11 protein-coding genes are annotated in these 14,025 nt (G+C 73.7%); 8 read left to right on the plus strand and 3 right to left on the minus strand.

What is annotated here, in order from left to right; translation table 11 throughout:
* Window positions 1-82 precede the first annotated feature (82 nt).
* Genes dnaJ through clpB form a run of 3 tightly spaced genes read left to right on the plus strand, consistent with a single transcriptional unit; the run spans window position 83 to window position 4,330 of the window.
* Window positions 83-1,261: a molecular chaperone DnaJ gene (gene dnaJ / locus ACH01S_RS34825; RefSeq protein ID WP_067902112.1), complete on the plus strand. Its 1,179-nt coding sequence runs from the start codon at window positions 83-85 to the stop codon at window positions 1,259-1,261.
* A 7-nt stretch (window positions 1,262-1,268) separates the two neighbouring features.
* On the plus strand, window positions 1,269-1,715 hold the full coding sequence (locus ACH01S_RS34830) for a heat shock protein transcriptional repressor HspR (RefSeq protein WP_067902114.1): 447 nt from the start codon (window positions 1,269-1,271) through the stop codon (window positions 1,713-1,715).
* 17 nt (window positions 1,716-1,732) lie between these two features.
* Window positions 1,733-4,330: an ATP-dependent chaperone ClpB gene (gene clpB, locus ACH01S_RS34835; RefSeq protein ID WP_067902117.1), complete on the plus strand. Its 2,598-nt coding sequence runs from the start codon at window positions 1,733-1,735 to the stop codon at window positions 4,328-4,330.
* On the opposite strand, the gene ACH01S_RS34840 is transcribed toward clpB, so the two are convergent.
* From ACH01S_RS34840 to ACH01S_RS34850, 3 genes are read right to left on the minus strand one after another with little or no spacing between them, the layout of a single operon-like run.
* Complete coding sequence (locus ACH01S_RS34840) at window positions 4,320-5,519, minus strand: RNA polymerase sigma factor (protein WP_246236521.1); 1,200 nt, start codon at window positions 5,517-5,519, stop codon at window positions 4,320-4,322. The genes clpB and ACH01S_RS34840 overlap by 11 nt on opposite strands.
* A 26-nt stretch (window positions 5,520-5,545) precedes the next feature.
* Entirely contained in the window at window positions 5,546-5,899 is a 354-nt protein-coding gene (locus tag ACH01S_RS45535) for a YciI family protein (protein WP_067902121.1), read from the minus strand.
* 9 nt (window positions 5,900-5,908) lie between these two features.
* A complete protein-coding gene (locus ACH01S_RS34850) occupies window positions 5,909-7,342 on the minus strand; it encodes an MFS transporter (protein WP_067902124.1) in 1,434 nt (477 codons plus the stop codon).
* Between the two features lie 151 nt (window positions 7,343-7,493).
* Here ACH01S_RS34850 and ACH01S_RS34855 point away from each other — a divergent pair, with 151 nt between their 5' ends.
* The 5 genes from ACH01S_RS34855 (at window position 7,494) to ACH01S_RS34875 (ending at window position 14,021) form a co-directional block, all read left to right on the plus strand.
* Window positions 7,494-8,480, plus strand: coding sequence for an NAD-dependent epimerase/dehydratase family protein (locus ACH01S_RS34855; protein WP_083981494.1), 987 nt, complete (start codon window positions 7,494-7,496; stop codon window positions 8,478-8,480).
* Window positions 8,481-8,528: 48 nt separating this feature from the next.
* Window positions 8,529-10,154 (plus strand): DUF7800 domain-containing protein, encoded by a 1,626-nt coding sequence (locus tag ACH01S_RS34860; protein WP_067902128.1) that lies wholly within the window; start codon window positions 8,529-8,531, stop codon window positions 10,152-10,154.
* Window positions 10,155-10,341: 187 nt separating this feature from the next.
* Window positions 10,342-11,733: a sigma-70 family RNA polymerase sigma factor gene (locus ACH01S_RS34865; protein ID WP_067902130.1), complete on the plus strand. Its 1,392-nt coding sequence runs from the start codon at window positions 10,342-10,344 to the stop codon at window positions 11,731-11,733.
* A gap of 252 nt (window positions 11,734-11,985) precedes the next feature.
* Window positions 11,986-13,293 carry an NYN domain-containing protein gene (locus ACH01S_RS34870; protein ID WP_067902135.1) on the plus strand — a complete coding sequence of 436 codons (1,308 nt, stop codon included), beginning with the start codon at window positions 11,986-11,988 and terminating at the stop codon, window positions 13,291-13,293.
* A gap of 80 nt (window positions 13,294-13,373) precedes the next feature.
* Window positions 13,374-14,021, plus strand: a complete 648-nt coding sequence (locus ACH01S_RS34875; RefSeq protein ID WP_246236520.1) for a tetratricopeptide repeat protein — start codon at window positions 13,374-13,376, stop codon at window positions 14,019-14,021.
* Window positions 14,022-14,025: the final 4 nt, after the last annotated feature.

A 14,025-nucleotide genomic window follows, 5' to 3' on the forward strand; every position in this document is an offset into this window, starting at 1 on the left:
GGGCCCGCCCCGGCCGGGGCGGGCCCGAGGAGGGACGCGTGATCGACATGAGGCAAGTGGCGAGAGCAGAGAGCGGGGCGCCGTGAGCACCAAGGACTACCTGGAGAAGGACTACTACAAGGTCCTCGGTGTCGCGAAGACCGCCTCGCAGGAAGAGATCAAGAAGTCCTACCGGAAGCTGGCACGCAAGTACCACCCGGACGCGAACAAGGGCGACACCGACGCCGAGGACCGCTTCAAGGAGGTCTCGGAGGCCTACGACGTCCTGTCCGACGAGAAGCGCCGCAAGGAGTACGACTCGGTGCGGTCGATGCCGGGCGGTTTCCGCGGCCAGCAGGGCGGCGGGTTCCCGTTCGACCTCGGCGACCTGTTCGGGCAGGGCGGTCCCGGCGGCGGGACGCAGACCGGCGGCGCGGGCGAGCGGATCGGCGACCTGTTCGGCGGCCTGTTCGGCCGGGGCGGCGGCACCCGCACGACGGGCCCGGGCACGCGGCGCGCCCGGCGCGGCGCGGACGTCGAGACCGACGTGACGCTGCCGTTCGGCCGCGCGATGAACGGCGTGACCGTCCCGATCAAGCTGACCAGCGAGGCGGCGTGCAACTCGTGCCGGGGGACCGGCGCGAAGGCGGGGACCGTCCCGCGGGTGTGCCCGAACTGCGAGGGCACCGGGCACGAGACCCGCAACCTCGGCAGCTTCGGGTTCCAGGAGCCGTGCAAGGAGTGCCACGGCCGGGGGCTCGTCGTCGACGACCCGTGCCCGGTCTGCAACGGCAGCGGCCGCGCGACCGGCACCCGGACGATCCAGGCCCGCATCCCGGCGGGCGTCGCGGACGGCCAGAAGATCCGGTTGAAGGGCAAGGGCGCGCCCGGCGAGAACGGCGGCCCGCACGGCGACCTGTACGTGAACATCAAGGTCCGTCCGCACCCGGTGTTCGGCCGGACGGGCGACAACCTGACGCTGACCGTCCCGGTGACGTTCCCGGAGGCGGCGCTCGGCGCGGAGATCCGGGTCCCGACGTTCCAGGGGCAGCCGGTCACGCTGAAGCTGCCGGAGGGGACGCCGAACGGCCGCAAGTTCCGGGTGAAGGGCCGCGGCGCGACCCGGCGGGACGGCACGAAGGGCGACCTGCTCGTCACCGTGGACGTGCAGATCCCGCAGAAGCTCGACGACCAGGCCCGGGAGGCCCTGGTCAAGCTGCGCGAGTCGGGTTCGGGGGACGACCTGCGCGCCGACCTCGTCCAGCAGGCACGGCAGGAGTGACCCCGTCATGACTCCCTTCGGCGACGACACGCCCGTCTACGTGATCTCGGTGGCGGCGCAGCTGTCCGGGCTGCACCCGCAGACGCTGCGGACCTACGACCGGATGGGCCTCGTGTCCCCCGGCCGGACGGCGGGCCGCGGCCGCCGCTACTCGATGCGCGACATCGTGATGCTCCGCGAGATCCAGCGGCTCTCGCAGGAGGAGGGCATCAACCTGTCCGGCATCAAGCACATCCTGGAGCTGCAGCGCGACAACGCGCGGCTCCACGAGGAGCTCGCGAAGGCGCACGCCGCGCTGGACGAGCTCGCCAACGAACTCGAATCGACCCGCGCGGTCGCGGCGCGGCTGGCGCAGCAGCGGCGGCGCGGGGAGCCGCCCGCCACGCCGGGCGCCGACCTGGTGCCGATCCGGCACACCAGTGTCGTCGTCTGGCACGAACGCGGGCGAGACTGAACTACGGGGTGGGGGCAATGGACTACAAGCTGACGCAGAAGAGTCAGGAGGCGCTGTCGGTCGCGATCCGCCGGGCGGCGGCCGAGGGGCACCCCGAGGTGGAGCCGGAGCACCTGCTGGTGTCGCTGATCGGGCTGGCGGACGGCACGGCCGTCCCGCTGCTGGAGGCGGTCGGCGCCGACTGGCAGGCGATCCGGCGGCGCGCCGAGGAGCAGCTCGCCGCGAAGCCGAAGGCGCAGGGCTCGACGGTCGCGACGCCGCGGCTGTCCGGGCAGCTCCAGCGGTCGATCAACACGGCGGCGAACCGCGCCCAGCAGTTGGAGGACGACTACGTCTCGACCGAGCACCTGCTCGTCGGCCTCGCCGCCGACGGCGGCCCGGCCGCGGGCCTGCTGAAGGAGTTCGGCGCGACGCCGCAGGCCCTTCTGGACGCGTTCGGGAAGGTGCGCGGCCACGCCCGCGTGACCAGCGAGAACCCGGAGGGGACGTACCAGTCGCTGGAGCGCTACGGCGTCGACCTGACGGCGGCGGCGCGCGACGGGCGGCTCGACCCGGTGATCGGACGCGACTCGGAGATCCGCCGGGTCGTCCAGGTGCTGTCGCGCCGGACGAAGAACAACCCGGTGCTGATCGGCGAGCCCGGCGTCGGCAAGACGGCCGTCGTCGAGGGGCTGGCGCAGCGGATCATCGCGGGGGACGTCCCCGAGTCGCTGCGCGACAAGCGGCTCGTCTCGCTCGACCTCGGCGCGATGGTCGCGGGCGCGAAGTACCGGGGCGAGTTCGAGGAGCGGCTGAAGGCCGTCCTGAACGAGATCAAGGAGAGCGAGGGGCAGGTCGTCACGTTCATCGACGAGCTGCACACCGTCGTCGGGGCGGGCGCGGCCGAGGGCGCGATGGACGCGGGCAACATGCTGAAGCCGATGCTGGCCCGCGGCGAGCTGCGCATGATCGGCGCGACGACCCTGGACGAGTACCGCGAGCGCATCGAGAAGGACGCCGCGCTGGAGCGCCGCTTCCAGCAGGTGTTCGTGGGCGAGCCGTCCGTCGAGGACACGATCGCGATCCTGCGCGGGCTCAAGGGCCGCTACGAGGCGCACCACAAGGTGCAGATCAACGACTCGTCGCTGGTGGCGGCGGCGACGCTGTCCGACCGCTACATCACGTCCCGCTACCTGCCGGACAAGGCGATCGACCTGGTGGACGAGGCCGCGTCCCGCCTCCGCATGGAGATCGACTCCCGTCCCGTGGAGATCGACGAGCTCCAGCGCACGGTCGACCGGCTCAAGATGGAGGAGATGAACCTCTCCAAGGAGACGGACGAGGCGTCCCGGCAGCGCCTCGAACGGCTCCGCGCCGACCTCGCCGACAAGCAGGAGCACCTCACCGGCCTCGTCGCCCGCTGGGACAAGGAGAAGGCCGGGCTGAATCGCGTCGGCGAGATCAAGGAGCGCATCGACCAGCTCCGCGGCGAGGCCGAGCGCGCCCAGCGCGACGGCGACCTGGAGACGTCCGCCCGCCTCACCTACGGCGAGATCCCGGCGCTGGAGAAGCAGCTCGAAGAGGCGTCCGAGGCCGCCGAGAACACCACGCCGATGGTCAAGGAGGAGGTCGGTCCGGACGACGTCGCCGACGTCGTCGCGTCCTGGACGGGCATCCCCGCCGGACGCCTCCTCGAAGGCGAGACCGCGAAGCTCCTCCGCATGGAGGACGAGCTCGGCAAGCGCCTCATCGGCCAGGAGACGGCCGTCCGCACGGTGTCGGACGCGGTCCGCCGCGCCCGCGCGGGCATCTCCGACCCGGACCGTCCGACCGGCTCGTTCCTGTTCCTCGGTCCCACCGGCGTCGGCAAGACCGAGCTGGCGAAGGCCCTCGCGGAGTTCCTGTTCGACGACGAGCGGGCGATGACCCGCATCGACATGAGCGAGTACTCCGAGAAGCACAGCGTCGCCCGGCTCGTCGGCGCGCCGCCCGGATACGTCGGCTACGAGGAGGGCGGGCAGCTCACGGAGGCCGTCCGGCGCCGCCCGTACTCGGTCGTCCTGCTGGACGAGGTCGAGAAGGCCCACCCCGAGGTCTTCGACATCCTCCTCCAGGTCCTGGACGACGGCCGCCTCACCGACGGCCAGGGCCGCACGGTCGACTTCCGCAACGCGATCCTGATCCTCACGTCCAACATCGGCTCGCAGTTCCTGGTCGACCCGACGCTGGAGAACGGCGCGAAGCGCGAGGCCGTCTGGAACGCCGTCCGCAACTCCTTCAAGCCGGAGTTCCTGAACCGCCTGGACGACGTCATCCTCTTCGACGCCCTCTCCACCGACGAGCTGACCCGCATCGTCGACCTCCAGGTCGACAAGCTCGCCGACCGCCTCGCCGACCGCCAGCTCACCCTGGACGTCACCCCCGCGGCCCGCGAATGGCTGGCCCTGACCGGCTACGACCCCCTCTACGGGGCCCGCCCGCTGCGCCGCCTAGTCCAGACCGCGATCGGCGACCAGTTGGCCCGCGAACTCCTCTCCGGAGAAGTCCGCGACGGCGACGAGGTAACCGTCGACCTGGACGAACAGGCTGACAAACTGACCGTCCACCCAACCCGCGGCCTAACCCTCACGAAATAGCGTTCAGGCGGTTGGTGAGGAAGCGGCGGTCGGGGGTTGTTTGGGCCAGGGTTAGGGCCTTGCGGTAGTACGTGGCGGCTTCTTCGGGGCGGTTCAGGCGGCGGAGGAGGTCGGCTCTTGTCGCTGGGAGCAGGTGGTAGTCGGGGAGGTCTTCTTCTAGGGCGTCCAGGAGGGGGAGGGCCGCTTCGGGGCCCTCGGCCATGGCTATGGCCACGGCGCGGTTGAGGCGGACGACCGGGCTCGGGGTCAGGGTGAGCAGGCGGTCGTAGAGGGCGGCGATCTGGGGCCAGTCGGTGTCCTCGGCGCGGCGGGCGGTGGCGTGGCAGGCGGCGATCGCCGCCTGGACCTGGTAGGGGCCGGGGGCGGCGCGGCGGAGGGCGGCGTCCAGGAGGGCGGTGCCCTCGGCGATCGCGGCGCGGTCCCAGCGGGAGCGGTCCTGGTCCTCGAGCGGGACGAGGTCGCCCGCCGCGTCCTGGCGGGCCGCGCGGCGGGAGTCCTGGAGCAGGAGGAGGGCGAGGAGGCCGGCGGCCTCCGGCTCGTCCGGCATCAGGTCGCGCAGGACGCGGGCGAGCCGGATCGCCTCCGCGCACAGGCCGCCCCTGATCGGGTCCGCGCCGCCGGTCGCCGCGTAGCCCTCGTTGAACAGCAGGTAGACGACGCCGAGGACGGACGCGGTCCGCTCCGGCAGCAGGCGCGCGGGCGGCACCCGGTACGGGATGCCCGCCTGCCGGATCTTCCGCTTGGCCCGGACGAGCCGCTGCCCCATCGCGGGCTCCGAGACCAGGAACGCCCGCGCGATCTCGGCCGTGGTCAGGCCGAGGAGCGTGCGCAGGGTGAGGGCGACGCGGGCGTCCAGCGGCAGCGCCGGATGGCAGCAGGTGAAGATCAGCCGGAGCCGGTCGTCGGGGACGCCGCTCGGGTCCGGCGGGTCCGGCGGGCCGGACATGGCGGTCAGCTCCCTCAGCTTGGCGGTCTCGGTGGCGCCGCGCCGGATCCGGTTCAGCGCGTGGTTGCGGGCCGTCGTGGTCAGCCAGGCGCCCGGGCTGCGCGGGACGCCGTCCGCCGGCCAGCGCTCCAGGGCGCGCGCGAACGCCTCCTGGGCGCACTCCTCGGCGAGGTCCCAGTCGCCGGTCACGCGGATGAGGGTCGCGACGACCTTGCCCCATTCGGCGCGGAAGGCCGCCGCCACCTCGTCCGTCAGCCCGCCCCGGTCCGTCAGTCCTCCTCGTCGAACGGCCAGAGCGGGCGCACCTCGATCGAGCCGTGCCGCGCGGACGGGTGCCGGGACGCGACCTCCAGCGCCTCCTCCAGGTCCGCGCACTCGATCAGGTCGAAGCCGAGGATCTGCTCCTTGGTCTCGGCGAACGGGCCGTCCGAGAGGAGCGTCTCGCCGCCGCGGACGCGGACCGTGGTGGCCGTGTCGGTCAGGCGCAGGCGGTTCCCCAGTCGGCGGACGCCGCGTCCGTCCATCTCCTTGACCCATTCCTCGGTGTCGGCGATGAGGGCCGCCTGCTCGTCGGGCGGGAGCACGTCCGTCTCCTTGCCGCAGATCAGCATCAGGTACTGCATCGTTTCCTCCTAGTGGACTTTGACTTTCCCAGGCTGCGGAATTCGTCGCCTGGACGGTGCGGTCAGCAGGACGGCCACGACGACCGCCCCGAACAGGGCGATCCCGGCCGTCGTGGCGAAGGACGCGCGGAATCCGGCGGTGAGGGCCCCGGGGGCCGTCCCGTGCGTCCGGGACAGGACGACGGTCGACGCGACCGCCACCCCGAGCGCGCCGCCGAGCTGGAACGACGCCGTGTTGATCCCGGACGCGAGGCCCGCGTCGCCGTCCGTCGCGGCCGACAGCGCCGCCACCGACCCCGCGACCCCGCACGCGCCGAGCCCGAACCCGAGCAGGGCCAGGCCGGGCAGGAGGCCGGTCGCGTAGCCGCCGTCCGCCGTGACGCGGCCGAGCAGCAGGCAGCCCGCCGCCATGATCGTCAGCCCGGTGACCGCGACCGGCCGGGCGGACGCCGTCCGCAGCGCCGCCTGCGCCGCGAACGACCCCGCGACCGCCAGCACCGGCAGCACCGCCGACGCGAAACCGAACGCCAGCGGCGAGTACCCGAGGACGCCCTGCGCGTACTCCGAGACGCCGAGCGAGGTGCCGAACACGGTCGCCGCCGCCGCGGCCGTCACCAGGTTCCCGCCGGTCAGGAGGCGGGACCGGAACGTCCGCAGCGGGACGAGCGGCTCCGCCGACCGCGACTCCGCCCAGACGAACAGCGCGCCCGCGACGGCCGCGACCGCGAACGCGGCGGCGGTGCGGGCGCTCGTCCAGCCCTCCTCGGGCGCGCGGACGACCCCGTACACCGCCGCCGACACCGCGAGCGTGACGGTCAGCGCGCCGACCGGGTCGTAGGCCCGTGCGACGCCCCGGCTCTCCGCCAGCAGCACCGGCCCGAGCGCGAGCAGGACGAGCGCCACCGGCACGTTCAGGAAGAAGATCGACCGCCAGCCGAGGACGTCCGTCAGCGGCCCGCCGACCAGCAGCGCCGCCGTCGCGCCGAACCCGCCGACGCTGCCCCACACCGCGATCGCCCGGTTCCGCGCGGGCCCCTCCGGGAACGTCGCGGTGACGATCGCGAGCGCGCTCGGCGCCATCAGCGCGGCCGACACGCCCTGCGCGACCCGGGCCGCGACGAGCGCGCCGCCCGTCCAGGCGAGGCCGCACAGCAGCGACGACGCGAGGAACAGGACGGTCCCGCCGAGGAACGCGCGGCGCCGCCCGGCGAGGTCGGCGACCCGGCCGCCGAGCAGCAGCAGGCCGCCGAAGCCGAGCAGGTAGGCGCTCAGCACCCACTGCGCGCCGCCGCCCGCGAACCCGAGGTCCCGGTCGATCGACGGCAGCGCCAGCAGGACGATCTGCGAATCCAGGATCACCATGAAGTTCGCCGCGCACAGCAGCCCCAGCGCCGCCCGGCGGCGCGGCTCCCCCGCCGCGCGGCGGTGGCCTCCGACGTCCATCTCCCGCTCCTCCCGCGAACCTTCTGTCCCCCTGTCGACAATCGGGACAGCCCGATTTCGACATCCGTCCGGGAAGAAATTCGCGGAACGGCGGTTCCGCTCTGAGCGTGCAGCCGTTCCGTACAGAACGTACAGACGGCACAGTCTCCCTATGAGGATTCTGATGCTGGGCGGGACCGAGTTCGTCGGACGCGCCATCACCGACGACGCCCTCGCCCGCGGCTGGGACGTGACCGTCTTCCACCGCGGCCGCCACGACCCGCCCGCGGGCGTCGCGTCCCTGCACGGCGACCGCGAGGCCGAGGGCGGTCTCGCGGCCCTCGAAGGCGGGACGTGGGACGCCGTCGTCGACACCTGGTCCCGCGCGCCGTCCGCCGTCCGCGACGCGGCGCGCCTGCTCCGAGGGCGGACGGGAACCTACGCCTACATCTCCAGCCGCTCGGTCTACCGGTTCCCGGAGCCGCTGGGCCTCGGTGAAGGCGCGCCCGTCGTGGACGGCTCCCCCGACGACGGCGGCCACGACGACTACGCGGCGGCCAAGCGCGGCGGCGAACTCGCCGCGCTCGGCGCGTTCGGCGACCGGGCGCTGCTGGTGCGGGCGGGCCTCATCCTCGGCCCCTACGAGAACATCGGACGCCTCCCCTGGTGGCTGACGCGGATCGCCCGGGGCGGCGAGGTCCTCGCGCCCGGCCCACGCGACGCGGGCATCCAGTACATCGACGTCAGGGACCTCGCCGCCTGGACCCTGGACGCCGTCGAGAACGACCTGGGCGGACCGTTCGACCTGGTCTGCCCGTCCACCCACACGACGATGGGCGAGTTGCTCGAAGCGTGCGTCCGGACGACGGGTTCGGACGCAGACCTCGTCTGGACGCCCCCAGAGACCATCCTCGACGCGGGCATCGAACCCTGGATGGACCTCCCGGTCTGGATCCCGCCGGGGGAGGCGTACGACACGATCCATGGGGTGAACGTGTCCAAGGCGCTGTCGGCGGGGCTGCGGTGCAGGCCCGTCCAGGAAACGGTGGACGATACGTGGGAGTGGCTCCAGTCCATCGGGGGGCGGGCGCCGCAGCGTCCTGACCGTCCCGTCCTCGGGTTGAGCCCGGAGGCAGAGGCGAAGGCGCTCCACCCCTAAGGCCGCTTCGGTGGACGCGACGGGGTCCGGTCCGCTAGAGAGACGCCTATGACCGCTTTGGTACTCGGGCCCCATCTCCGGCACGTGAGCGAGCACACCGCGACGATCTGGGTGGAGACCGACCGTCCGTGCGAGGTCCGGGTCGTCAACCGCGAGCACGGCGTGGACGCGGGCGCCCGCACGTTCACCGCGCACGGCCACCACTACGCGCTCGTCGAGATCGACGGGCTCGCGCCGGGGGCGCGCGTCCCGTACGAGGTGCTCGCGGACGGCGAGACCGTCTGGCCGGAGGAGGACGGCGGGTACCCGCCGTCCCGGCTGAGGACGCTCGACCCGGACGGCGGCCTGCGCATCTCGTTCGGCTCCTGCCGCCGCTCGCCCGGCACGGTCGAGGAGTTCGGCCACGACGCGCTGACCGCGCTCGCCGAGCGGCTCCGCGGCGCCGACGACGACGCCTGGCCCGACCTCCTGCTGATGGTCGGCGACCAGGTGTACGCGGACGAGCTGAGCGACGCGATGCGCGCGTTCATCCGCGCCCGCCGCGCCCCCGGCGACCCGCCCGACGACGAGGCCGCCGACTTCGAGGACTACACCCACCTCTACAAGCTGGCCTGGCACGACGACCCGGCGGTGCGCTGGCTGCTGTCGACCGTCCCGACGTTCACGATCTTCGACGACCACGACATCCGGGACGACTGGAACACCTCCTTCGCCTGGCGCGAGGAGATGTGGTCGCAGCCCTGGTGGAAGGCCCGCATCACCGGCGGGATCGGCTCGTACTGGATCTACCAGCACCTCGGGAACATGTCGCCGGGCGACCGCGCGTCCGACCCCCTCTTCAAGGCGCTGCGGACCGCGTCCGACGAGAGCGGCGACGCGGGCGCCGTCCTGGACGAGTTCGCCGAGAAGGCCGACAAGGAACCGGCCAGCACCCGCTGGAGCTACGCCCACGACTGGGGCGGCACCCGCCTGATCGTCGTGGACAGCCGCTGCTCCCGCCTCCTCACCGCCGACCGCCGCGGCATGCTCGACGACGAGGAGTTCCAATGGCTGGACGAGCAGTGCCAGGGCGGCATGGACCACCTCCTCATCGCCAGTTCCCTGCCCTACCTGCTGCCCATGGCGATCCACCACGCCGAGTCGTGGAACGAGGCCATGGCGGGCGGCGCGTGGGGCAGGGCGGCGGGACGGCTCGGCGAGAAGATCCGGCAGGCCGCCGACCTGGAGCACTGGGCGGCGTTCGAGAAGTCGTTCCGGGCCGTGGCGGCCGACGTCGTCGCCGTGGCGCGCGGGGAACGCGGCCCGGCGCCCGCCAGCATCTCGTTCCTGTCGGGCGACATCCACTACTCCTACCTGGCGCGGGTCGTCGAGCCCGGCGTCCAGTCGAAGGTGACGCAGATCGTCTGCTCGCCGCTGCGGAACCCGCTGGTCGGCAAGTTCCGCATGGCGAACCGCATCGCGTGCTCGCGGGCGGCGGGCGGCCCGTTCCGGGCGCTGGCGAAGCTGTCGAAGGTGCCCGTCCCGCCGATCCGGTGGCGGATGACGGACGGCCCCTGGTTCGACAACGCGATCGCGACCGTCCACCTGTCGGGACGCGAGTGCGACGTCCGCTGGGACACCCCGAGGGGCGGCGGCGGGCTCGCCGAGATGGGCCGCGCCAAGATCACCGATTGAGCGGACGGCGGGGCGCTCCCGTTCCACCCCCTCGCCGGAACGGACGCGCCCCGCCCGGGCGGCCCGCCCCGGTACCGCCCATACCTCTCCGACGACGGCCCGTCCGGACCATGACGCGAAAGATCGAAGATTGCGTCGTTGCCGAATTGCAAGACAAATCGTGGTCATGCCGTCACAATGAGCAAGCATGGGACGACGGGGTCGGCGTAAAGACCAGGGGGACGGGCGCGCGGCGGCGGAGCCCGGCGACGACGAGCTGATCGCGCGGGTCCGCGCGGGCGACGTCGCCGCCTACGGGACGCTCTACGAACGCCACGCGGACGCCGCCCGCGGCCTCGCCCGCCACCTCACCGGACGGGACGGCGCGGGCGACGCCGAGGACGCCGTCCAGGACGCGTTCGCCAAGGTGCTCGACGCCCTCGAACGCGGCGGCGGGCCCGCCGGGAGCTTCCGCCCCTACCTGCTCACCGCCGTCCGCAGGGCGGTCTACGACCGGGCCCGCGCGGAGCGGCGCGTCCACCCCACCGGCGAGATCGAGGACTTCGACCCCGGCGCGCCGTTCGCCGACCCGGCGGTCGACGAGCTGGAGCGCTCGATGGTCGCGGCGGCGTTCCGCTCGCTGCCCGCCCGGTGGCAGACGGTGCTCTGGCACACCGAGGTCGAGCGCGCCAAGCCCGCCCAGGTCGCCCCGCTGCTCGGGCTCAGCGCGAACGCCGCCGCCGCGCTCGCCTACCGGGCCCGGGAGGGGCTGCGCCAGGCGTACCTCCAGATGCACCTCGACGCCGCCGCCGCGGACGGCGCGTGCCGTCCCGCGCTGGAGCGGCTCGGCTCGTACGTGCGCGGGGCGCTCGCCAAGCGCGACGCCCGCAAGGTGCGGCGGCACCTGGACGGCTGCGCGCGCTGCGAGGCCGTCCACGCCGAGCTGGCGCACGTGAACAGCGCGCTTCGGGGCGTGCTGGGGCCGCTCGTCCTCGGGACGGCGGCGTCCGGATACCTCGCGTCCAAGGGCGGCGCGCTCCTGTGGTTCCGGAAGCTGCCGAGGCGGCGGCAGCGGCAGGCGGTGAGCGGCGGCGTGGTCGCGGCGGCGGCGGCCGCGGCGATGGCGATGATGCTGGTGTCCAGCGAGGAGCCGACGGCGCCCGCGCGCGTCCCGCCCGCCGCCGCCGAGCCCACCGCCGCGCCGCCCGCCCCCACGCCGCCGCCCGCGCCGCTCACGCCGCCGCCCGCCGTCCGGCGGGAGCGGCCGATGGCCGAGCCGCCGAAACACGTCCCGCCGCGCAAATCCGTCGCGCGGAAACCGCCGGTGCGAAAACCTCCCGTGCGGAAACCGCCGAAGCGTCCCGACCGGCCGAAACGGCCGGAACGGCCGAGCCTGATCCTGGTCCACCTCCAACTGCGCACGACACCCGGTGGTCCCGAAATCGACATCCGCATTAGCGCCGACCTACCGCGGCCTTTTCCGCGCGCCGTCCCGCATCGGCGCGCGCACGCCGCGCCCCGGCACGCGCCCCGCCACTCGAACATCCATTCCGGGCGCCATGGGCGGTTGAAGCCCGGGTCTCGGGGGCACCGGGGCTGACCCGGCACCGGCTGCTTCCCGTAAAGATCACGGGGAAGGACGGGGCCGGGCCGAAAGGGCTGGTAGCGTCCGCCGCGGCTCCCGAATCTTTGTTACCGGGGAGTCGCCAACCGACGGCCTGCCGTGAAAGAGTGGCGAATCGCCGTATTGGCCTACCGGGTTGCCGCGCTTCACTACGCTATAGGCGACCCGGGGACACATACGCCGGATGGGCATGCCGTGAACTCCCGTGTTGAGGAAGGGCGGTGTCGCATGGATCGCTGCGCGCTGTTCGTAGACGCCGGCTACCTGCTGGCAGACGGCGCGATGGCGGTGCACGGCACACGCCACCGCGAGACCGTCTCGTGGGACTTCGGCGGCCTCCTGCAACTCCTCGGCAACCTCGCCCGGGAACGCACCGGGATGCCGCTGCTGCGCTGCTACTGGTACGAGGCGACCGTCGAGGGGCGCCGCTCCCCCGAGCACGACGCGCTCGCCGACCTGCCCGGCCTGAAGCTCCGGCTCGGCCGCATCCGGCCCGGCCGCCGCGAGGGCGTCGACACCGAGATCCACCGCGACCTGATGACGCTCGCCCGCAACGCCGCGCTCGCCGACGCCGTGCTCGTCAGCGGCGACGAGGACCTCGCCCAGATCGTCGCCGACGCGCAGGACCTCGGCATCCGCGTCACCGTCGTGCACGTCGCCGTCGACGGCAACTGGACGATCTCCCGCGTCCTGCGGCAGGAGTGCGACGACCTCATCGAGATCGGGTCCGGGCACCTGCGCCCCTACGTCAACCTGCTCGCGGGCGTCGACTCCGGCTCGACGCTCGGCGCGACCCCGCTGTCCAACGGGCACGGCGGGCACAGCGCGAACGGGCACGGCGGGTCGCTCGGCCCGCTCCAGCCCGCCGCGCAGAACGGGCCGCCGCCCGCGACGCCGATCGCCGGGCCGCCGCTGCCGGCGGCGGCGCCGTCCGTCCGCGACCTCGGCCCGGCGATGGGCGGCGGCAGCGGGCTGACCGGCCCGAACAGCACCGGCGGGCTCGGCACCGGGCCGATGCCGCTGCCCGACAGGTCCGGCGCGCCGTCGTACACGACGGGCGGGCAGCAGCTTCCGCTGCAGTCCCCTGGGCCGTCCTCGACGTCGCCGGTCCCGGCGCCGCCCGCCGCGCCCGCGCCCGCGCAGCCGCCGTCCGCCGGGCCGCAGTACTCGCCGTCGCCCGTCCCGGCGCCGTCCCCGCCCCCGCCGCCGCAGACCATGCAGCAGGACGGACGGCACGGCCCCTACACCGGCCCGCAGCAGATCTCGCCCGTCCCGGTGCAGCAGACCACCCCGACCCTGGCGGACGCGGTCAAGGCCGCCCACCAGGAGGGCCAGGACTTCGGCGAGTCCGTCGCGCGGGACGCGCCCGCGCTGTGGCTGGAGGCCGTCCTCGCCCGAAAACCGCGGATGCCGTCCGACCTTGAGGCGCGGCTCCTGCAGGGTTCGTCCCTGCCGATCGACTTCCTCCTGCACGACGAGGTGCGGCACGCGCTGCGCCGCGGATTCTGGGACGCGCTCGAACGTTCCCGCAGGTGAGCTGACAGGTAAGCACCGGTATTCCACGATCATCGTCGATTCGCCCGCTTCGGTCGCGCGGCGCCGGGTAGCGTTGAAGCGTGACGCATGTGACGGAAGACGATCTCGACGATCTGGAGTTCGACACCCTGCGCACCGGCGATCACATCTCGGCGGCCCGCAGGCTGTCCGAGCTGGCCGAATCGGTGTCGGGCGGGGTGACGCGCGCCAACGTCCTGCTGCGCGCGGGCGAGCAGTGGCAGCACGCCGGCGACCACGGCAAGGCCGCCGAGCTGTACCGCAAGGCCCTGGACGACGGCGGTGAGACCTACGGCGACCCGCGCGCCTACCTCGCCGACGCCCTCTTCGAGCTCGGCCGCGCCGACGAGGCCCGCGCCCTGGTCGAGCAGATCCGCGCCGACCGTCCGCGCGACCCGGAGGTGTACCGCGCCGTCGCCGAGGTGCTGTACGCGCAGGGCGACGCGACCGGCGCCCACGAATGGGCCACCAGCGGCGCCGACGTCATCCTCGCCCTCCGCGACCGCGCCGTCGGCACCGGCATCGGCGGCGGCCCCGACGAGCCGCCCGCCCCCGGCGCCGACACCCTCACCCCGGGCCCCGACGACGTCGCCCTGGCCGAGGACAGCCTCGAAGCCCTCCTCCGCCTCCGCTACCGGGCCCGCATAGACCTGGGCCGCAGCGAAGACGACTACGACGCCCTTCTGGACGACCTACTGAAGAATTCTTGACCCA

It is taken from the genome of Actinomadura chibensis NBRC 106107, from assembly GCF_001552135.1.
Lineage (GTDB): Bacteria > Actinomycetota > Actinomycetes > Streptosporangiales > Streptosporangiaceae > Spirillospora > Spirillospora chibensis.